Source organism: Enterobacter sp. Taxon_8, assembly GCF_058354585.1.
In genome coordinates, this window is record NZ_CM177989.1 from 2,779,440 (window position 1) to 2,799,742 (window position 20,303).

25 protein-coding genes and 2 pseudogenes are annotated in these 20,303 nt (G+C 48.8%); 2 read left to right on the plus strand and 25 right to left on the minus strand.

All coding sequences use genetic code 11. The features are described from left to right. Positions 1 to 40: 40 nt before the first annotated feature. The 17 genes and pseudogenes from AC4IBF_RS13205 to AC4IBF_RS13285 all read right to left on the minus strand — a co-directional run. A pseudogene (locus AC4IBF_RS13205) lies at positions 41 to 466 on the minus strand (head maturation protease, ClpP-related); the annotation flags it as partial. Then, positions 393 to 1,892, minus strand: a complete 1,500-nt coding sequence (locus tag AC4IBF_RS13210; RefSeq protein ID WP_010429887.1) for a phage portal protein — start codon at positions 1,890 to 1,892, stop codon at positions 393 to 395. The gene AC4IBF_RS13210 and the pseudogene AC4IBF_RS13205, both read right to left, overlap by 74 nt. Then, positions 1,889 to 2,104, minus strand: a complete 216-nt coding sequence (locus AC4IBF_RS13215; protein WP_001704123.1) for a DUF6148 family protein — start codon at positions 2,102 to 2,104, stop codon at positions 1,889 to 1,891. Before AC4IBF_RS13215 ends, AC4IBF_RS13210 begins: the two co-directional genes overlap by 4 nt. After that, a complete protein-coding gene (locus tag AC4IBF_RS13220; RefSeq protein ID WP_193939972.1) occupies positions 2,101 to 4,203 on the minus strand; it encodes a phage terminase large subunit family protein in 2,103 nt (700 codons plus the stop codon). The genes AC4IBF_RS13215 and AC4IBF_RS13220 overlap by 4 nt, the downstream gene beginning before the upstream one ends. Next, positions 4,203 to 4,691 carry a DUF1441 family protein gene (locus AC4IBF_RS13225; protein ID WP_020884621.1) on the minus strand — a complete coding sequence of 163 codons (489 nt, stop codon included), beginning with the start codon at positions 4,689 to 4,691 and terminating at the stop codon, positions 4,203 to 4,205. Before AC4IBF_RS13225 ends, AC4IBF_RS13220 begins: the two co-directional genes overlap by 1 nt. Positions 4,692 to 5,019: 328 nt before the next feature. Next, positions 5,020 to 5,796: a hypothetical protein gene (locus tag AC4IBF_RS13230; RefSeq protein WP_491462888.1), complete on the minus strand. Its 777-nt coding sequence runs from the start codon at positions 5,794 to 5,796 to the stop codon at positions 5,020 to 5,022. A gap of 131 nt (positions 5,797 to 5,927) precedes the next feature. Further along, positions 5,928 to 6,449, minus strand: coding sequence for a hypothetical protein (locus AC4IBF_RS13235; protein WP_491462889.1), 522 nt, complete (start codon positions 6,447 to 6,449; stop codon positions 5,928 to 5,930). Further along, a complete protein-coding gene (locus AC4IBF_RS13240; protein ID WP_491463323.1) occupies positions 6,446 to 6,982 on the minus strand; it encodes a lysozyme in 537 nt (178 codons plus the stop codon). The genes AC4IBF_RS13235 and AC4IBF_RS13240 overlap by 4 nt, the downstream gene beginning before the upstream one ends. Continuing rightward, positions 6,982 to 7,284 carry a hypothetical protein gene (locus AC4IBF_RS13245; RefSeq protein WP_491462890.1) on the minus strand — a complete coding sequence of 101 codons (303 nt, stop codon included), beginning with the start codon at positions 7,282 to 7,284 and terminating at the stop codon, positions 6,982 to 6,984. The genes AC4IBF_RS13240 and AC4IBF_RS13245 overlap by 1 nt, the downstream gene beginning before the upstream one ends. Before the next feature lie 217 nt (positions 7,285 to 7,501). Further along, positions 7,502 to 8,146 carry a hypothetical protein gene (locus tag AC4IBF_RS13250; RefSeq protein ID WP_491462891.1) on the minus strand — a complete coding sequence of 215 codons (645 nt, stop codon included), beginning with the start codon at positions 8,144 to 8,146 and terminating at the stop codon, positions 7,502 to 7,504. Positions 8,147 to 8,148: 2 nt separating this feature from the next. Continuing rightward, the gene (locus AC4IBF_RS13255) at positions 8,149 to 9,135 is read right to left on the minus strand and encodes a DUF4747 family protein (protein ID WP_491462892.1); all 987 of its coding nucleotides are present in this window, start codon (positions 9,133 to 9,135) and stop codon (positions 8,149 to 8,151) included. Positions 9,136 to 9,341: 206 nt separating this feature from the next. Beyond that, a complete protein-coding gene (locus tag AC4IBF_RS13260; RefSeq protein ID WP_491462893.1) occupies positions 9,342 to 10,145 on the minus strand; it encodes an antitermination protein in 804 nt (267 codons plus the stop codon). Then, positions 10,142 to 10,498 (minus strand): RusA family crossover junction endodeoxyribonuclease, encoded by a 357-nt coding sequence (locus AC4IBF_RS13265; protein WP_491462894.1) that lies wholly within the window; start codon positions 10,496 to 10,498, stop codon positions 10,142 to 10,144. Before AC4IBF_RS13265 ends, AC4IBF_RS13260 begins: the two co-directional genes overlap by 4 nt. A gap of 1 nt (position 10,499) precedes the next feature. Then, positions 10,500 to 12,023, minus strand: a pseudogene (locus AC4IBF_RS13270) (DNA cytosine methyltransferase); the annotation flags it as partial. After that, entirely contained in the window at positions 12,016 to 12,312 is a 297-nt protein-coding gene (locus tag AC4IBF_RS13275; RefSeq protein ID WP_491462895.1) for a Ref family recombination enhancement nuclease, read from the minus strand. The gene AC4IBF_RS13275 and the pseudogene AC4IBF_RS13270, both read right to left, overlap by 8 nt. A 144-nt stretch (positions 12,313 to 12,456) precedes the next feature. Continuing rightward, positions 12,457 to 12,675: a hypothetical protein gene (locus AC4IBF_RS13280; RefSeq protein ID WP_149366350.1), complete on the minus strand. Its 219-nt coding sequence runs from the start codon at positions 12,673 to 12,675 to the stop codon at positions 12,457 to 12,459. A 174-nt stretch (positions 12,676 to 12,849) separates the two neighbouring features. After that, entirely contained in the window at positions 12,850 to 13,173 is a 324-nt protein-coding gene (locus AC4IBF_RS13285) for a hypothetical protein (protein ID WP_491462896.1), read from the minus strand. A 568-nt stretch (positions 13,174 to 13,741) separates the two neighbouring features. Between AC4IBF_RS13285 and AC4IBF_RS13290 the strand changes: the two genes are divergently transcribed. Then, a complete protein-coding gene (locus AC4IBF_RS13290) occupies positions 13,742 to 15,067 on the plus strand; it encodes a colicin-like pore-forming protein (protein ID WP_491462897.1) in 1,326 nt (441 codons plus the stop codon). Positions 15,068 to 15,131: 64 nt separating this feature from the next. Here AC4IBF_RS13290 and cui read toward each other — a convergent pair whose 3' ends face one another. The 8 genes from cui to AC4IBF_RS13330 all read right to left on the minus strand — a co-directional run bounded on the left by cui (position 15,132) and on the right by AC4IBF_RS13330 (position 19,164). Continuing rightward, positions 15,132 to 15,701 carry a colicin immunity protein Cui gene (gene cui, locus AC4IBF_RS13295; RefSeq protein ID WP_491462898.1) on the minus strand — a complete coding sequence of 190 codons (570 nt, stop codon included), beginning with the start codon at positions 15,699 to 15,701 and terminating at the stop codon, positions 15,132 to 15,134. 367 nt (positions 15,702 to 16,068) lie between these two features. Continuing rightward, positions 16,069 to 16,329, minus strand: a complete 261-nt coding sequence (locus tag AC4IBF_RS13300) for a DUF977 family protein (RefSeq protein ID WP_257246975.1) — start codon at positions 16,327 to 16,329, stop codon at positions 16,069 to 16,071. After that, complete coding sequence (locus AC4IBF_RS13305; RefSeq protein WP_491462899.1) at positions 16,307 to 16,537, minus strand: hypothetical protein; 231 nt, start codon at positions 16,535 to 16,537, stop codon at positions 16,307 to 16,309. The genes AC4IBF_RS13300 and AC4IBF_RS13305 overlap by 23 nt, the downstream gene beginning before the upstream one ends. Further along, positions 16,530 to 17,204 carry a DUF1627 domain-containing protein gene (locus AC4IBF_RS13310; protein ID WP_491462900.1) on the minus strand — a complete coding sequence of 225 codons (675 nt, stop codon included), beginning with the start codon at positions 17,202 to 17,204 and terminating at the stop codon, positions 16,530 to 16,532. Before AC4IBF_RS13310 ends, AC4IBF_RS13305 begins: the two co-directional genes overlap by 8 nt. A 29-nt stretch (positions 17,205 to 17,233) precedes the next feature. Beyond that, positions 17,234 to 18,187 carry a helix-turn-helix domain-containing protein gene (locus AC4IBF_RS13315; RefSeq protein WP_491462901.1) on the minus strand — a complete coding sequence of 318 codons (954 nt, stop codon included), beginning with the start codon at positions 18,185 to 18,187 and terminating at the stop codon, positions 17,234 to 17,236. Beyond that, positions 18,184 to 18,441: a DUF4222 domain-containing protein gene (locus AC4IBF_RS13320; protein WP_059310208.1), complete on the minus strand. Its 258-nt coding sequence runs from the start codon at positions 18,439 to 18,441 to the stop codon at positions 18,184 to 18,186. The genes AC4IBF_RS13315 and AC4IBF_RS13320 overlap by 4 nt, the downstream gene beginning before the upstream one ends. Before the next feature lie 16 nt (positions 18,442 to 18,457). Further along, the gene (locus AC4IBF_RS13325) at positions 18,458 to 18,907 is read right to left on the minus strand and encodes a toxin YdaT family protein (protein ID WP_491462902.1); all 450 of its coding nucleotides are present in this window, start codon (positions 18,905 to 18,907) and stop codon (positions 18,458 to 18,460) included. Positions 18,908 to 18,921: 14 nt separating this feature from the next. Further along, positions 18,922 to 19,164 carry a transcriptional regulator gene (locus tag AC4IBF_RS13330; RefSeq protein WP_491462903.1) on the minus strand — a complete coding sequence of 81 codons (243 nt, stop codon included), beginning with the start codon at positions 19,162 to 19,164 and terminating at the stop codon, positions 18,922 to 18,924. Positions 19,165 to 19,258: 94 nt separating this feature from the next. Between AC4IBF_RS13330 and AC4IBF_RS13335 the strand changes: the two genes are divergently transcribed. Continuing rightward, the gene (locus AC4IBF_RS13335) at positions 19,259 to 19,654 is read left to right on the plus strand and encodes a hypothetical protein (RefSeq protein WP_236903562.1); all 396 of its coding nucleotides are present in this window, start codon (positions 19,259 to 19,261) and stop codon (positions 19,652 to 19,654) included. The last annotated feature ends 649 nt before the right edge of the window (positions 19,655 to 20,303 follow it).

Genomic DNA, 20,303 nt, shown 5'->3' on the forward strand with positions numbered 1-20,303 from the left:
TTTTCTTCATAATTAACAATGAGTTAATTAATGAATCTGGTTCTTCATGCGTACCCATGAGGTAGTGTGATGGATAATGGATCATCATCATCGTGTTTTCAGGCATGATGACCGGATTGCCTACCATCGCAATCACCGAGGCCATGGAGGCCGCCAGACCGTCGATATGCACGGTAATCGCCGCGCCGTGGTGCTTCAGCGCGTTATAAATAGCAATACCGTCGAAGACATCACCACCGGGCGAGTTGATATAAAGGTTGATGTGGGTGACATCCCCAAGTGACCGGAGATCATTGACGAACTGTTTCGCCGTTACGCCCCAGTACCCGATTTCGTCATAAATAAAAATGTCGGCCTCGCTGTTATTGCTGGCCTGCATGCGGAACCACGAATTACTTTTTGCGCTGGCTTTCGGACGGTGGCGCGCCCGGTTCTTTGGCTTCGGCACTGGTGCCTCCTTTATCATTGGCGGGGTCGGTGTCAAACACCAGGCCCTGTTCACGGTTCTCGTCAACCTCCGCTTTACGGCGTGACTTAACATCATCCGGGTTGCGACCGCTGGCACGTATCCAGTCGGATTCAGTAGCAGCACCGCCGCGGATCTGGGTTTTCCAGGCATTCGCTTCTTTAACGGGATCAATCCACGGCATAACGGGCCCCGAATAAACCGCGTTATAAAGCGAGTCCATATCGATACCTCTCGGCAGCTTGATTTCTCCGGCAGCAATAGCCATCTTCAGCCAGGCCCGGTACATGGGCCGGGTCACTGAACCGATGAACCAGTCCTGAAGAATCAGATATCCGTCGGTTGACTCGACAAGCTCCTGCCGCTGGGCACTGTACGTTCCGTTGTAGTTTCTGGATGTGCTGGAAAAGCTGAGGCGACTGCCGGCGGACACGGCACGGAGCTGTCCGTTACGAAACGACTCGAGGTTAGGGTTCGGGCGATCGGATTTAATCATCCCGATTTCTTCCCCTGCCTGCAGCTCGTCATAGAGCATACCGGGCTGAATCATCAGCTCGCGGTCATCGCTGCTGGAGTCAGACTCGAAGCTCTGTCCGTCGCCTTTTTTGATATACATGCCGAGTGCAGCAGCAATTCTGGCAGCGGTAAGCTCCGAGTCCTCGTACTCTTTCAGCGCGCTCAGACGCATCAAAACACCTGACAAAAGAGACGTTCCGCGGGTCTGGTGCAGGCGTCGCGTGAATTTGAGATGAAGCATGTTTTCTGCATCTATCTCTTTGGTATCGAACTGACGCCCGGATACTGGCAGGCTTTTATAGACCTGATATTTTTTTGGGCGCCCCCAGTTATCGACAAAAACGCCCTGATTGAGCTGGGTGGCGGCATCGCTGTTCATCGGCACGAAGTCCGGCTCCAGCGCTTCCAGCCAGAACGGCACGCCAGCAACCGGCTGAAGACCATTTCCGGTACCGCGAACCAGCTGAGCAAATACCTCACCGTCCCGGAGCCACGTTCGCAGCATCAGCCGCTCCAGCATGGGGCGGGTAAACTGGGTTGTAACATCGGGTCTTACGGACCATTCGCCCCACTTTCTGCGGATATCAGTGGCCAGCTTTTTAGCGATCTTCCCGTTAGTCAGCATCGGATGCGGTTCAACTATGATGCCCTTCGCACCCACCACCCTTTCTTCCAGCTTGTCGAAAACGCCAATCACCAGATCGTGGTTGTTGTCCAGCCAGCGCGCCTGCTGCCTCAGTGAAACCGCCCCCATCTGGCTGAGCTGATCGGCTGAACGATTTTCCTTCTGGGCTTTGTGGGTACGCGTTTGCTTTACCGCCTCATACGCCTTAATAACCGCGCGGGCACGCAGGCGTGAGGCTTTCCAGCCTGGTGAAAACAGGCCAATCGCATCATCTAAAAAACTCATCCAAACCTCGCCAGCCTGTAGCCGGGTCGCCCGCGGCGTTTGTTATTGAGCGTTGCCAGTCGTCGCTCCCATTCCTGACGGCCTTTTCTGATTTCCGACAGGTTTTCGAGCGTCATCTGCTGCCCGTTGAAAGTGATTGATTTCCCCTCCAGAACAGACAGCTCGGCTGCAGCGTAGCGGTCGATCATGTTTTGAATATCTGCTGGATTCACACCCAACCTCCTGACGAAGACCACGGATTAGCCTGCTCGGTTACGGGCTTCTCACGTTTTGGTTTTGATTTAGATTTCGGCGCAGGCGGCGGGGATGGCATTTCGCCAGCTTCCGTCTGCGTGTCCTCGATCCACGTTTCCCGCCGTGCCCACTCAGGAGCTGACGGCCATTTGATTTTTTCGTAACCACTAAGGATGGCGAGCGCGTCGGCATAAACGAGCAGGTCAAATGCTTCGTTTGCGCCCCGGCCGGGCTTACTCCATTTCCCTTCATTCGAGCGTTCCTCATACGTCAGTTCGTCATAGAACCAGCTGCCCAGCCAGGCGGGGAAATGCACATAGCCAGGGCCGGGTGAATCACGCCACAGCGCATTATTCACCCGGTCTTTAAGGGCATCGGTCTGGAGAAGATAAAGAGGCACATCACCCGTAGCCTGTGCGCGGCGCGTTGATCTGCCCGTGTTGTCGGGAAACGTTCGCTGGATAAGTTTGCTGCGCCTGACGCTGTCCCCCTTGAAGAGGTAGATACGCTTACCCAGCCCTTCACGACGACATCTGCGCCAGAATTTGTAGGCATTATCCGTCACGCCATCTTCACCCCCTGAGTCCACGGCCATAGACATCAGCCGCATGCCCTTTGACGGGTCAGCTGCAAGTGGCCACGTTTTATCAAAGACGTCGGTGAGTAAAAGATCCCAGTCCTCCGGGTAGCTCGCCGGATCCACCTGTAAGCTTTCCCCGTTGCCGTCGCAGCGCAGCGAATGCCGGATGTTGTAACGGTCAACTATCCAGCGCTCACCCATACTTCCATAACCTGTAATCTGCACAACAAAGCGCCGGTTGCGCCCGGCCTGAACGTCCACGGTCGCAGTGAGAAACTGCACGCCGTCCGGTACCGAACGTTTTGGGACTTCTTCGGCACGCTGCTCAAGCAATTCACTTTTACGCTGCTCCATGCTGGCCCGCGGCAAATAGGGCCTGCCGAAATCGGTGTTGATCACCGTCTTCAGCGTTTCTTCGCTGCGCGTGGATTCATATTCCTGCTCGGCGGTCAGGAACTTATAAATAAGCTGCGCCCAGGTCTGGTAAGCAGCTGCCGGACCTTCCATCCAGAAGGAGGCAATACGGGAACGACGGCCATCACCGCTAACCTGGCCTTTACTGTCGATGGTTTGCCCGTCCCGGAGCCAGACACATTTCATGTTCAGCGCACGCTTCATGTCAGGTGTGATTCTGCCTTTACAGGCAGGGCACTGAAGAAACGCCGCTTCGCTGGCAAGCACAGGATCGCTGCTGTCGCGGTATCCGGTCATATTGTCCATTTCCGGCTGGAAATATTCGCCGCAATGCGGGCATGGCCAGTAAAGACGACGGCGGTCACCACGGTTATAAAGCGATAAAATTCCGGTGGTCGGAGGGGCTTCATGGGGCGTGGAGCGCCGCCATTTTGTGTCTCTGATATCCCTCCCGGGCGAGCTCTCAACCAGCGTCATCCCGGAGGACATGAATGTCGTGGTACGCTTCGATGCCAGTGAAAAGGCATCCCCCTCCCCGTCGATGTCTTCCGGAAAGCGGTCATAATCCGTCAGCGCCACACTCTTATAGTCCGAGGACGACATGATATTGACGGATGGCCAGCCCAGCTTCAGATAGTTACCGGCGCGGAATGTACGGTCGTAGACGTTGTTATCGTTACGTCTTGGGCTTAGCCGGGTTTTAACTTCAGGGCTACAGCGAAAAGTACGGTCCAGGCGTTTTTTGGAATGCTCGCGTGCTTTTTCCTCAGATACCTGAATCACAAGCATATCTGCCGGATCGCAGACAATGTTATAAACAATCCAGCCGTCAATCAGCCCGATGGTTTTACCCGTTCGCGCCGGGCCCACAAACACCACCGCATCGTATTCACGCGATGCCAGGCAGTTCATCGGCTCAATCACATAGGGTGCCAGATCCGGATCCCATGGAACTGAGTTTCCCGCCCCCATTGGCACGCGCATATAAGTGCTGACCGCATCGGCCACCGGCATACGACGCGGGGCTCGTAAAATACCGGAAACATCGCGGCGGATGTCCCTGGCGGATGCCCGCTTTGCCATCAGTCCTCCTCAGGCTCTTCCTCCTCTTTTTCAGCGTCCTGCACCCTCTCCGCCATCTGGTCGCGTAGATCATCGATAACGCTTTGCACACGAACTACCGCAGCAGGCGTTAAAGCACAGTCGCGCTCGAGCACATCCGGGAGGGTTTCAAGTACCATGACGACGGCTTTCGCCATCAATGAGAATTCTCGCGCCACTTCATCTGCGGGTATTAACTGCCCCGTATCCTGTTCGAACTTCAGCCTCTCGTTCTCTGCTTTCCAGTGGGACAGCCTGTCTGATGGGGGCATATCATCGATATTGGCCGAAACGGTAGGGATCATCAGTTCGGTCAGAATGTCAGTCACCAGATAGAGCTTTAACTTGCTGTTGCTGCCCGGAGCAGGTTCGACATTTTTCAGTCTCGCAGCAACCGTCTGACGGTGTACGCCGGTTATCCCTGCCAGCTGGTTGATATTGAGTTTTAAAGTGGCAATTTCCTGGTCCATGATGGTGAGCACTTTTTGAACGATTCGACATCTTGCGAAAATGGCCTCTAATTAAATCAAAGACCTGCGCACATGATGATGATGACCCTGGATCCGAAAAACTAGCCTTTTCCCGCGAGCGCGCCGCCCCGTGGTTGGTCATGTGCTCGGAGGACCCTAAAAATATAAGTAGTCAGTTCCTTATCCCACTGACTCCATAATTTTATAAATGGCTAGTTATTCCTGTCTGTTAATAACCCATCATTTAAAAGCGACATTTATAAACCTATAATTAGCCCTTACCTTTACGTTATTAATTAATCAAAATAAAAAGGAGAGAAAAAAGAATTTATTTTACAACTTTTTTATTTTTTATAACCACATCAAGATTTACGATACCACTTCCACCAGCAGATGTAACCCAATAACTACCGGGAAGAGAAAAAACATATTTTCTTATCCTTTCGAGCGTCTCTGTATATTTATTCGTAACTACCTCGATAGCATGTTCAAATAGCTCATTCATATTACGCTCTGGCGTAATTATCATACTGAGCTGCCCACGAACTGACATTGGTTGGTAAACAAGACCTTTTGAGGGATGTGGAACTAAAATGAGTAAAGTTTTTGCATGTTCAAAGGAGTCGCTTCCACTATGAGCCGCAAAGTTATGCCTATAATCTATGATATCGTCATGCATTTCATGAAAACTTTGATCAAGCCATTTTTTTTCCATTTTTAGTTTTCTTCCCAACGCCTCTGTAAATGCTTTACCATAAAAAGTCAAACTTGCTACAAAGAAAGCACGGGCCTCGCTAGAAATAGTTAGATTTTCAATCTCAATATAGTCATGGTTCAATTCGTTCTTGATATTGCTCCCATCTACAATTTCAATTGCGCGCTTATACCAATCATAAGCACTCTCCAAATCCCTTAGAATAAGGGAAAGCGATGAAGCTCTAGTTGCGATACCGCCTTCAAGAATTACGGATTTTATTAAAGCATTATTATAAGTCGCTATTACATCAAACTTACCAGAAGTTGAGTTCATATAAAATTGAACATCCAAGCCTTTTATAGGCTCCCATTTTTCGTTACCAATCGTTTTAATCTTGGAAATACTCATTGAGAATTTGATCCCTATAAACACTTCTATTTAAAATCGTATCATAATACATAAATGGAACTGGTGCTAATGCTTTATCTTATTTACGAATTAGTCCGGCGTGAGGTATACAGTCATCTTAATGAGTTGATTTAGTTTTCACTCCTTAAATGTTCAATAGTTTTAATGCTCTTTAGTTGATTGTTTCCTTTTTCTATCGTGCCTAGCAAAGTATAGATCCAGAGCACGGCCTGACAGTAAGTCATTGTGCTGGAGGAAGCGGAACTAACATTGGCCGCGTTAGCTCTGTCGGAATCGGCGTACACGGCGCTGGCACGTAAACGGTGCGCGTATTCGAGCAGCCCACCAGCAATGTCAGCAGGAACAGGCAGATCACAGGTTTTTTCACGGCGGAGTATCTCTCGGTATTCGATTACGGTTTCTTCAGTGCTGGTATCGATCAGGGAGTTAAGCCTATTGGTATGTTCTGCAACCTGATTGAATCGATTGAAATTGAATGTCTGGGTGGCGATCACCTGTTCCTGCAAAGAGTTGTCACTTCGCAGAACGTCATTATCGCTTTGAAGGCTCCTGGCGTCTGAGCAACTCTTAACGAGAGCAACCGAAAGGCCAGCAATAAGGACAATGCCGATAAGACCCGGATTAATTTTCATTGGTCCAGCCCCCAGCACGCCAGCGCACTTTCCTGATCGCGCCGCTCGACCTGCCCATAACAGCCATTCTTCTGGCCTTTGGTCAGGCGGCAATCAAGACCACCATCTTTAATCCACCAGCGGATAGCCTCACAAGCCCCTTTTCGGTCACCGTCGTTGATGCGCTTGTAGAATGTCGAGGGGAAACATTTACCGGGGCCGATATTGTAGGGGCAGAACGAAGCAATACCCGCTTTCTGCGGTTCGGTCAGCGGCACCTTAATATTGCCATCAACCCACGCAAGAGCTCTTTCACGTTCGAGGGCATTTACCTGGTCGCATTTCGCCTGCGTCAGCTTCATGCCCTGCACCACCAATTTACCATCAACCATTGTGGCGCCTCGGCAAATAGTCCAGATACCACTGCCATCTTTGTACGCCGTGAGGCTGTTACCCTCCTTCTCATTCAGGAACTGATCGAGAATGACGGATGCTGGCGCACTAGCGAGTACCAGCCCCAGAACAGCAGCACTCAGTTTTGCTCTGGTCCCCATCATTCACCTTCCTTTTGTAATGCCTCAACAACGACGCTTGCTGCGGCCGGACGTTCATGAAGAGGTTTATCGCCAACCCCTTTCAGGTAGTCATTGACCATTTTCGTGCGCTTCTCGTCTTCTCTACGCCTACGGTGTGCATCCACCCGCCCGTTAACGTAGGAGGCAAGCGAGATAAGCAAACCGGCTGCGCCAAAGAACATGAACACCATATCCTGAGTGGTAAATCCAATGGCAGACGCAAGAGCTGCTACCCACGCGAAGAACTGCGTGAAGATGTTCCCTGAATCGTTCATTTTCATCGTCTCTCACCTCGCTGTGTGCGGGTGCTGTTTTAGGAATAAAAAAAGCCCGCTTTAGAAGGCGGGCTAATGAGTTGACTATTTGGCAATGACCACTAGGCTTTTCTTTGTCAGTAGATCTTGCAGTTATCAATGCGATTCTGGTTATACCTGCTCGGTCAATCTATAGTATCAAGTCAGTCATAAAATATAAAAATTCAATTAGTGATTAAGGAGACTATTTTCTTTTCCATCTATCAACTCTATTCACTTCCAGATCAGTATTTTTTTTCTTCAAATACTCTTCGTAAGATATTTTTTGAATTAATAACGAAGAGTTAAAGAGAAACGAAATCAATTCAAACGCCATCGCCATTCCATAAAAGAAAAAGAACATACTTATAAATGAGAAAAAATCATTAATGAAAGCTTTATTGATCACAGACCAACAAAGTGCAAGAGTAAAAACCACAAGCGGATAGGCTATATCAACTGGTACAATCTCTGGTCCAAATGTTAATCTTTCTCTGTTAGTGGACATAAAAACAAGAAAGCTTTCGGGCATAACGAAAAGAAGAGCAAAAACGCCAATTCCAAACCCTAGTACGCTTGGAAACACAGAAAGAATAGAATCATCCGCTTTCCATGGTACTTTAGAAACATCGCCACCATGATAAAGCACAATCAATTCTACTAAAAAAAAGACATATACAGCTTTCTTGAAAATTCTTTCCCACCACTTACGAAACGGGGCGATCTTCTCATTGCAGCTTTTATCGCCCTGATACGCATAAGCATTAACAATGCGGAAAACTGCTCCAATGATTGGGATATGTCTTATTCGACAATAGAGCAGTTTATTGAAGTCCGCATTGCTATCCATGATTAATCTCCAATTTCATCTAAGAATTTTTTATTACTTTTAATAGTCCCAGGCGTAACTTTGGTTTTTTCCAAAGCTTTTTTGATTAGATTTAATACTGCCAGAGCTTTCCCTTTTACTCCTTTATATTCCTTAGTTGTTAACTGCTCTCTTACCGGATAATCCTCCATTTGGTATTTTTGCCTGTCACCATGCTCATCTAGATATGAGACCTCCGCATTGCCATACTTTGTAGCCAATGCCATTTGAATTTTTGCATCATCCGGTAAGTCAGTCATAACCGCTTTATTAAAACTTTTATAACTAGCAGACCATTTAGAAACTCGTTTATCCTTCAACTCTTCCTCTCGGCGTTTCAGTTCCCCCTCCATCATCTGATCAAAAGCATCCGAATTGGAAAATGTAACAACTCCATCATATCTTTTGTAACCTTTTTTGGGTAACTCAAGAAATTCTGTTATTGAATCTGCCGATGTAAGTTCTTCTATTTCTAAACTGTGTTTTTTGAAAAGTCTTGTAGCTTGAATACCAAGAATATCATTTAAGGCATCGATGAGAGGAGTTCTAGCTGGTAAACCTTTTGTATCATGAATTGCAAGTGTATGTGTCTTGGGATCGAAAAAAAACTCTAAATCGTATCGTTTGCTACTGGTATTACCTTTCGATCTATATTCGGTTTCACCGCTGTTTGTGTCGACAAGAACATTGACATCATCAAACTTTAAAAAAGAACCATAAATAACACATTCGTTCTGAATCTTATCAAATTTATAAATAGTTACGGAAAAAGGAGCGAAATACATTTCGCCACGCATTTTCATTGCGATAGAACTGAGTTTCCTATTCTTCTGTTTACATTCATTAATGAGTGATTGCACCCCTTCGAAAAGGCGACAATAGCCATCTACCCCAACTTCACTAACACTCTTATCAATAGGTAGAAGTTGAACATTGTAAAATTTATAAATAGCCATAATTGCTTCTTCCATGCGATTTTTATGGCACCACTGTAATTTCTTGCAATGCTTTTTTCAACTTTGAAATAGGATAAGTCCACAAATATTAGCCTGTTCTTTCATACAGTTATGTATGTAAGAACAGGCCTGTTTAAACTATATCAGTAAGTACAATATCCCATTATTGGTTATGATACACGACAACCTCGGACAAAATCAAGTAAATTGAGGTTAAATACTCAAACTTTGCAGCCATCTTCATCAAAACCAGTTACGCGAGTGAATTCCCGATTTGCCAATTTTTCTTCCTGGATGCAGATATCAATCAACCCCTCCATAAATGGCTTCCAGTTTCTAGTCCATGTTCTAACATGAAGTTCTGGTACTCGCTTTTGAATCACTTTGTATACAACTGTTGAAGGGACAGACGAGAATCCATTGCCAGAACAACGCTCACATATTTTAAACACAGGTGAGCCTTGGAGTTTCGTTTCTTTCCGGTCCAAAACTTCACCTTTACCTCCACATCTGCACCGCGCTAGGATCGCTTTCTTTCCTTCACACGTAGAACAAACCCTTTTCACCAGTTCATTTTTAATCTTCGGAGCCACCACTTCGGCGCCCTCGGCGTCGAAAATACCAGGGTGTTTAATCACGTCCTCATTCACTGAGATAAAGCCGGTCCCACTGCAGCTGTGACAAGACATGCTGGTAGCCGCCGAACGGGAGTATTCAGCAAATGCAAATTGTGCCAGCATCTGCATGCACCATCTGAAATGTCCCCCAGCTGCTTTACGAATGTTCTTTGGTGCGGCGTCCATCGCATATCGCGCCAGCGCCTGAACTGCCAGCTGTTTATCCGTTTTGCTAATACCAGCCTTTCCGAAGAAAGCAGCCAAGCCGAAGCGCGCACGATTGCTGGTGGCTCCAATAGCCGCCATTACATCTGTACCGGTAAGGCGATCCGGAGATGTGCCTTGCACGTCGTCGTTGAGGCGCATTCCCTGAGGGCTGAAATGTTTGAGCGATGCTTCAAGATTCATTCTATGACCTCGATAATTATCATTCCGGTTTCGCCCCATATTTTTGATGTCCGGGCGTCCCAAATGTGGGAGTCATCCTCAAACAAGGCGTCCAACAGAGATTTTGTTAAGTTGTCCAGATCGGGCTTTTGCTGGTGTGGCTGGCCGTCCATAGACGCGCGCTTTTTCTTGCTCCAACTCTGCGGCATCGGCAAAACGAAGGTGATATGGGCGCCGTTCTCCGGCACCCGGATTCCATGCAGGCGGGCTTCATCACAAAACATGCGATAACGCATCACCGGCGGGCGCTGCTTCCACTTATCAGCGCGGGTCATGCGGGGTTTTCCCACTGGGGTGATGATGTATTTAGGCATGCAGCGCCTCCTGTATGCGGGAGCCGATCCAGCGCATCACCGGTACCGCCATTGAATTTCCGATCGCTTTATAGCGCGGTCCATCAGCGGCCAGGCGGTAAGCCTGCTCTGCAGTCAGTTCTGGCCGGTGGTGGCGCAGGTAGGCATATTCTTCAGCGGTGAGCTGCTTACGTTTTTGTGTGGGGATCAGGGTGTGGTTATCTGGGAAGCCCTGCAGGCGTTCGCACTCGACAGGAGTCAGACGGCGAACGGCCATGTTTTGCATGATTGTAGGAGCCTGATTGCTCCCACTATTTGCGCTGGTAAGCGTAGGTGCCTGTTCGCAGGCATAACCTATTCCTCCTGCTTTTGCGCCTTGCCCGGCTTTGAAAGCGTAAGCGACCGCAGGAGGAGATCCAGCATTTTGGTTTCCATGTACGCTGTTGCCGGCGCGAAGCGTTGGTGAAATTTCGCTGGAGCCATCGTGTCCACTATCCTTAGAGTTGAACGCGATAACCGCATTTTCCTGACCATGATTGCGCCCCAGCGTATGGGCCATATTTTTCAGTATGTCGGGGTCCTGAGTTCCGTGCACCGACATAACCACCAAATCGGTTGCGTCTTTATGGTCCCGGGCTTTGCAGGTTGATCCCGTCCCATCATTCACGTATTCGCCAAACGCCCTCATGCGGAAAGCTCCTACGGGGATGTAATGTCCAGCTGCGGCCCCTTCCGGTCTTCCACCCGCGCCGCCAGTAAATGAATGAGCGGCAATAGTGCCAACTACTGCCTGAAGATGGCCGGCTTGTGCCTGGTTGTCGTCTGCGCCACATGTTCCAACGCCTCGCGCAGTAAGGGCGGCAACGATTTCCGTCGTTTCTCTGCGCGGCGGAGAATTCCGGCGCAGGCCTTCGGACTCAAAAAGAATTTTTGCGGGATCGATATCCCCTCGAGCTGTTGCGACAACAAACACACGTCTGCGTCGTTGGGCCACTCCGAAAAATTGAGCGTCGAGCACTCGCCAGGCAATAGCTCTTTCTGGTCCCAGCACATAACCAGCGTTTGCCCATCGCTTCCCTGGTGATTCCAGCGCGCAGCTTTCGCCGGCAAGCCCTGCAAGAAAACATCCGAAAGCGTTATCTTTGCTGCTGAATACACCGGGGACGTTTTCCCAGACGACGATGACGGGAGGTTTTCCCTGTTCTCTGCGCTTTCCATCGATTGCATTAACCAGCTCCACAAAAGCCAAAGTTAACTGGCCGCGTTCGTCAGCCAGCCCATTACGTAAACCCGCAACGCTGAACGCCTGGCAAGGGGTTCCCCCCACCAGCAGATCGGGCGCTTCAATGTTTCCGGCACGAATTGCCGCGGCGATTTTTGTCATATCACCGAGATTGATGACGTCCTGCCAGCGGTAAGCCAGAACAGCAGAGGGGAATTTTTCTATCTCAGCGAACCATGCTGGCTGCCAGCCCAGGCAGTGCCATGCGACGCTGGCGGCCTCGATGCCGCTGCACACTGAGCCATAACTGACAGGCTTATTCATCGGTAGGCTCTCCCAGCAAATAGAGAACCTGCACCAGCAGCTCAGCTTCTGTGCCGTGCTTCATTTCCCAAGCGCGGCGGCCAGCATGAATCGCCACACCATAACCGCCGTTGCGATGATGCATATGGCACAGGGGAATTGATTTCCGATGGTCAGCGCGCTGGCTTGCGCCCTGCCCGGTTCGGATGTGGTGGATTTCCGCAGGCGTTTCGCCCAGGTTCTGATTTCTGCACACGATGCAGCCCAATGCGGCCACACGCGAAAGATGGAGGCTATCTGCTTTCTTCATGCTGGACCACCAGCATAAGCAGAAACACCGCACATAGACGGGCGGTGAGAGTTGTTTAGGGTAATGCTCTGCGCCATTTTGATTCCTCAGGTTGGCGCAGTAATCAGAGGGTGTTCAGCCCGTTTGATTATTATAAATCAACACCTACTGCTTGAGAACCTTAAGTGCTTCTGGCAGGGAGTTCAAGTTGATAATCCGATCTTCATCGTCCAGAATCTGGGCTGAAAGCCCGCCTCCTTCCCGGCGAATCAATGTGCGCAATGCCTTGCTGGTAACTAGGTAGTCTGTTATTTCACCATCAGTAAGACATAAAACAAGCATTCCGTCTTTGGTGAGACCGGCAGCAAATTCATTCAATTTCATGGGCAATTCCCTAAAAATGGATTTCCCCTTGCGGGGGCGGTCCTTTTCTCCCTGTGAACTGATTTCATTTAGGTTTCCGCTAACCAGATGACTAATAGGTTAGAAAGATCAATTAACCATAATTGACCTGTCTAACCGATCTGCTTTCAAAACACAGTACTCGGGTCCTGCTTTTTAAATCACAGGCCGATCATCGGTATCTGTCACTCGATTCAAAAAGTACGTCACAACTCCCATTATGGTCGCATCATCAAGTGAATCACCCTCTATAGCCTCGCCATCCTGAGTTATTAACGCCCTCCCCTGAACTTTTGCGAAGTCCAGACTACCGCAGAACGCAATTAAGATGGTGTCACCTTTCTTCGGCTCTATGGCAATGTTTATTATCACGTATCCAGCTGATGTTTCGATGGTTCGGCAGTTGTCGTCATTACCGTAAAGGTTGGTAATAGTGAGAATCTGCTCAACGAGGTCTAATGCTGGTGATTGAAATCCCATGATAACCCCCTTAGCACTTAACTGTATATTTATACAGTATCACTAAAAAAATGAGGGTCAAGAATTTGGGTCAAAAAAACCCGCACACGCGGGTAAGTGGTTAATAAATAAGCACTAAACACCATTCTCTAACTTAAGAGGAACCATACAAAATCATCTCTAACTAAAACTTTGCGTTAATGAACTACAACCAGGTGTGTTCGTGAATGTAATGCAGAAACTGGTACCGAAATGTTCTGTTATTACTACTCACATCCTTCCTTCATAGCCATCAATGTAAGTTTCAGAGATAGCCTCACTCATGGCGTTTGAGGTGTGTAAGTGACGTGCATCGGCAACATCGTTAACAAGGAAAACACAAACGTTAGTGAGGATTTTATATAAGCCATCTATTTTTATAAACTACATCCCTATCAGTAGCTTAGCAGAATATTTTCCTTCCAGTTACACCCAAAAATCTGCCATTGACACTTGAAAAACTGCGGCGTAGTATTCACGAACTGTATATATTTACATGTTTATATATACAGTTATTTTTTAAATTTTACCGTCAAAGAGGAATCAAATTATGCCTGGATTTAATTATGGTGGTTATGGTGATGGAACCAGCTGGAGCAAAGAAAGGGGAAGCACACCGCCTGGTGGGGGTTCAACCGGAAACTCGGGGAACCGTGATAACGGAGGCAGCAACAGTACCGGTAGCCAAGGGACGCCTGAGCAACAGCAGATTAATACAATTAGAAACAACCCGGCCATCCGTCAGAAGCTGGCAGATATGATCCTCGCCGCTCGCCGGATTAATCCCTATGCGAAACTCACGATTCAGAGCATTTCAAAATCCGGGGTCATGTCGATATCAGTCACTGAGTTAAATGCAGATCAAGCCAGAGCGATTGGTCTGAGCGGGCTGGTTATGGGCGTTGATGCTGCGGGTACTACACTGTCGATCGGGGATTTTCCAACTGGAGTCTACCGTGCTGACCAGAACAAGTTCTCTGGCCACCGGACTGCTCCTGCTCCGCTGGAAATTGCGACGACAGGCATCACCGATTTATTTACGTATGATCCTAAATCGGGTGCATACCGCTCCGGTTACGTTGAAAGCCTTAACATTACAGGGCCTTATACTTACCGGTTGTATCTTGATATGTACCCTAGCAAGCCCTTCGATATTACAGTAAATAATGGCGATCCCAATAATATCGACGTCCAGTTTAACAACTGGAAGGGGCCGAAGGATACCACCCGTAACCAAGTCAAAAAATTAATAAAAGATTTTATTAATTTTAAGCTTGACCAGGAAAGCAACTTACTGGCCCAGGCCAGCGATGTTATTGTGGCTGCAGGAAAGGATCTCAGTGAAACTCTGGGTAATAAATACCAGAGCCTGGCAAATGAAATCGCGGCGGACATTAAAAACTTCCAGGGGAAACGCATCAGGAATATTGACGCGGCAATGGCTACCTTAAACCGGGTTCTATCCAATCCGAAAATGAAGGTCAGTGCTGGTGACAAAACTGCTCTGGAGAATGCCTGGCGTTACCTGAATGCTCAGGATATGGCTTACAAATACGGTTTCCTCGGTAAAGCTTTTTCCTCTGCTGATATCATCATGAAGATCGAGAAACTCAGACAAAAATCTCTGGTAGCCGTTGATACCGGTGACTGGAAACCGGTACTGCTTGAAGTTGAGTCCTGGGTGCTGAGTGGCTTTGCCACCGGTTTTGCCCTGAGCATACTTGCGTCGCTGTCCATGCTCCTTGCCTCGGTACCAGGCTTGCCAGTCACCGCGATCACTGTACTGGGGATCATCGGGATTTCGCTGGCGGCATCACTGATTGATGACCAGTTTGCTGACAAGATCAATAACTGGCTGATTAGCCCGGCACATTAATGTAAAAAAAGCAGGCGTTTTCCGCCTGCTTTTTTAATTCCGGAATTCGGAGCTTCTATAACTATTACAATGAAGCTTTCCGTCCCTGACGGAATGACTTAAAGGTTGCCGCAAGGACAACTAAATAATAAGCGGTATAGGTATAGCAGACAGAGTATATTGCTATAAATAACGTCACCAGGAAGTAATCATTTTGCGACATGATCCTGTACAGCTTTCCGGATTCTGTCATTTCTGCAGAGTGGAGAAGTAACATGTACATGATGGGCAGATACAGGGCTGAAAACAGCACAACTATCCTGAGCATCACACCAATGGTCTGTTCCCTGTTAATCTTTATATGTTTATAAGTAATGATAAACGCAACAACACCCCAGAACGGTGCTGTTTTACACCAGGCATTCATAACCGAACTCAGAAGCGGATTATTTGCAGAGTGCAGCATGGGTAAGCCACGGGTTACTTCAGACAGGTAAATCAGTAAGGATGAATCCGGGTTCCCAGAGTACACGACAAAAAGAATGATAAAGGGGATTATGGTGATTATCCATAATGTAATCACTATCTTTGTCATGATGCTATTGTCGGGCTTTTCACGGTTTTCAATCCTGCGCATAGTCTTATCCTTAATCATAGGGTGCTCCTGCTTTCAGGATACATCATCCCTGCATGATAGTACGTATTTTTGAAGGTTGAGTGCTTCAATTTATATGCTTAATGGCCAAGAACATTAATCCATACCAAGAATATAGCGTGTTGGGCATCTACCAGCTGTGGATTTTCTCCCCCTGTCCGCAACTACTTTCTGGTTGCGAATTTCAGCCTCAACCACATGGAGCACATCTTTATCCACTTCAAGGCTTACCGCTGCTAACTCACGCGCAAAACTGTTCGGCGTTTTTGTTGCCCATATTTAACTCCAGGTTTCTAAGTTCCTTATTCCATGCTCTGACCATTAGCCCCATCATTGATTTAGACATCAGTGAGTTTAAGATATGCACTCATGCCACCACCTTACTATGCGAAAATCGCTTCAGGTCAAAATCGATGATTGCCCGCCCGTCACGGAATATACCGCAGCGACCGTAACGGATAAGCTCTCCACGCTGAACTGCGATCCGGATGTACTTCTCCGCCGTGGTTCGATGCAGGTCAAACATCGCGACGACGTCATTTGTTGTGATGCGCCCATGTTCTTTCACCAGTTCGATAATCCGGTTAATCATCACCGTTCGCTCTTCATGAGTTTTTGGTCGTGGCATCGTTGATTCCTCCCACAAGCTCTTTCCATTTTTCTTGAAGCAACAGCCGGGCCGCTGCCTCTCCATCAGGCGGGAACGAAAATCCAGCGCGGATGCCTGGGCAACCGTTCGAACAGCGGACCTCTGCCGAACCCCAGTTCATCCCGCGGCTGCGGACCTTCAGTGAAGGAGCCATGCCGCATTCAGGGCATTTCGGTAAATCAGTCATTTCCCAGCCCCTGCAGCAGATGTTTGTGGCGGCGCAGCTCGCGAGCGGCACCCTGCAGACGCTGCAGATTTGCCAGCTTCGCTTTCGTGCGGCGGATTTCAGTCGAGATATAACGCGATGACGGAATGATCAGATCATCCGGACGGCTGGCGAAAGCTGGGATATCCCCAATAATTTCTGCCGTTGTTTTTTTTGGCTGTGCAGCTTCGGCTGGAACACCTGCGGCCTCACCAGTTCCAGAAAGAGACCATGTCACGCCCTTCCCTTTCCCATTTTTGATAACCACGCCCTGGCGCTCAAAAGACTGCATTACTGAGACCATGCCGCGGGCATTACGATTTACAGCTGCAGCCAGCGCCGAGGTGGTCATAGCGCCGCTCTTTCCAAGCAACTGGCGGATAGCCACAGCATCAACCGGTGCTGGTTCATCACCTTTCAGGCGCGGAGCCTGATGTGCTGGCGCCGTTGCCTGCGGTTTGGTCGGCTGCTTGGCCTGCTCTTTCACGGTACCAAGAGACCATGCCCCATCATAAAAATCACATAAACCCTGTTCTTTCTGCTCACGCAGCATGTTCAGCGCTTCAACGGGCTCGATTTCCAGACGGGCAGCAACCTCGCGATATGTCGCTTTTTTCATGGCTTTCAGTGCATCAAGTACGGTTTCCATAAATATTCTCCTGATAAAATTCAGTTAGATCAGACCCTGAAGCCCGCTTTTGCCGCGGCCTCAATGTCGTTTTTGTAATATTCATCGTCAAAGGAACTGCGCATCACTCCACTGGGAGCGACAGGTGCCAGTTTCAGTACCAGGTCATCCCATTTTTCACGCAACTTCGCCGGGCTTAGCACGTTTCGGCACCAGAACGGGTCGCTCTGGACTCGCTTGAACATGTCGCAAATCTGGCGGTGTGTGCGCCCGTCGATAGTGCGCATCAGCCGGATCTCGTTTGCCCATGCGTTCCAGTTTGGTTCTCTGGGTCGAGCAACTTCACCATCGGTTTCGGCTGCTTGTTCATACAGAGTTCGGATCCTGGAAAATATCCAGCTTGCGCATTGATGATCTTCTGGTGTGCCCCATTTTTTCGCGGCCGGTATTTTTTTGGCTGAATCTTCGCCGTCTGGAGATTCGCCAGAATTTCCGGACGAAGAGATCTGTTTTAATGATGGATCTGTAGTTACTGACGGATCGTGTCCAGATTCTGAACCCTGAGAACCCTGTTTATTCGCGTTTTCTGAACGTTCGGGATTTGAACGTTCAGAACCTGAATGTTCAGAATCTGAATCATCAGGGTTGGCTAACCCCTTGTTTAATTGGTGTCCAGATTTTGAACGTTCAGAATCTGAACTCTGAAAATATGCTGCCGCCGTGCGTAATTTTTCAGCATTCAGCGTGTATAAATTAGTGCCGCTGCGCTGGCCGTTTCGACGTTCGGTACGGGTTAACCATCCGTCTGCCTCAAGCTGGGTTATCGCAGTTATCACAGTACTTCGCCCGGCCCCAAGCTGGCGGGAAATGGTGGCAACAGACGGCCAGCACACACCCTCATCCGAGCTAAAATCGGCCAGGCGAGCCATAACCAGCAGTTTTATGCCCTTGACACCATGTGCGGCACAACCGTCCCACACCCAAGAAGATAATTTCACGCTCACGACTTCACCTCAGTGAACTTAATTTCAAACTCTCGGCGCCCTGTTTCACTGACGCCGGTGTGCCCCTCCCGGCGATATGACACGCGGAGCTGGGATGCACGTAAAACAGTCACCATGCGCCCGCGTTCGTCGCGGTATCGCTTCCCTGAAATGATTTCACCGCGGCGATCCACTGGCTCCTGAGCGGGTCGGTTATTCATCGCGTTTTTCATGCGCTCTGCCAGTGCGCTCGCTAATTCCTGAGAAGTACGCATAGTTGCCTCCAGAACGTTATGCAGCCCGATGGCTGTTCATGATTTGAACCTTTACGCCCACCAACTGCGCCAGCGCGTCTATCGCTTCCAGAGTTTCTCGCCTGATTACCGGTTGCGGTTTGCCGGTGAAGACCGCGTTGGTGGCTTCGATACATTCTTTGTTAACCCTGGCAGCCCGGTAGAGCATGCAGTCTTTCTGCTCCAGTTCGTTATCAATGGCGGTGCGGATGGCATAGCTCAGGACTTCCGCCTGTTTCAGGTAGTTAGGCGTATCGTTGCGGAATGCACGCTGGATAATCTGCTTGTTGTTGTGCAGTCGGCGCGCGTACTCGTCTGAGTCCGTCACGTTATCCAGTGGCTGAAGCAGATCGCCAAAGTGATGCGGGGTTATCAGCTGTGTAACCGTCTTCCAGCCCTTTTCCTGTGCCCATGACTCCAGCTCACATGCCAGTTTTTTGATTTCCATCAGTCAGTATCCTCCTAAGCTGTTGTGTTATTTTTTGGCTTGTAATCAGGCCAAATTTCAGCCCAATCGCTTGGCCGCATGTCAGAACGAGAAACCTTTCCATCGGTAAAGGTTTCGATAACGATGCATCGACTTGGCGAAATAGCAGCCCTCCCCGTTGCAAGTTGGGAGAGGTAAGATTTCGATATCCCAAGGTGTTGCTCCAGCGCCTTGCGGATCTTTGGCCCACCGGCTTTCAAAAAGTCATTGAGTTGCATAATTGCTCCTGTGTGTTGAGTTGTAAGTTTATAAAATACTAAACATTGATGTCAAGTTTTTGCTTGTTTAGAAATTACTAATCAAAATGACTGCATGGACACAAAAGAAATCAGGCGTAAGCGCCTAGCGGCATGGTTTTCCAGCAGAACCCTGCCGGAGAAAGAGAAGAGCTACCTTTCACAGCTGATCAACGGCAAAGCGTCGTTCGGCGAGAGAGCTGCGCGCCGTATTGAACGAGATTACGGCATGGCTCCTGGTTATCTTGATGAAGAACCTATGGGTGAAGATATAAGATCCCCTCGCCCATTTGACGCGCGCCATGAAGAATTACTAGACCTTTTCGACAGCCTTGCTGAATGGGAAAAAGAGCAGCACATGGTAAACCTCAGGGCCCAAGTTAACTCCATTGACAATGAGCTCAAGGCAAGGCTGAAAGGCAAGAGCAAACAAGAAATCCTTCAGATGCTCAAAGACCTCGAAATAGACTAACTCCCCTATATAGACCGCCTGTTGCGGTCTTTTTTTTCTCCAAATTCAACCACATCCAATTTTTCACGCCTTTTTGTTTACTATTAACTTTACATGTTGGTTTATTTGTTTATAAACTTAGACCAACAAAACACGCAGTAATCAGTAAACGTTCCGCCTACCCGGCGATAAGGGTGATAAGCCGAGCAAAGCAGCAACAGGGGTTCGAGATGGAAAAAGCATACGAAGAGTATTTCAACAGTCTGGCGGAAGGTGAAGAAGCACTGAGCTTTTCCGAGTTCGTCCAGGCAGTTTCATGAATGTGGCGTAAGCCAAAGGCTTGAAGGCGGTTTTCTCAGGTTGCGCGCTAAAGCATAGCGGGGAGAACCTGGGGCGGAGAGCAAACCCCGCGATGCAGGACATGAAATACCTGCGCAGACCAATAAGCCGCATGGCAGCGTAACTGCCCTTTACATCTGCCCTGGCGAGGTGGCGCCGCCGGACCAGGGCAGATGAATCGTCCACAACATGGAAGCGCATTCCACTCTGTCACTAATGGGGATTGGTTTGTTAGCTGGCGGAGTGTGCTTCCAGTTGTGGACAATCGAAAATTCTAGATGGCTGTTAATAACCTTAATAGGGGATTCATTATGACAGACTTTAATCGTCA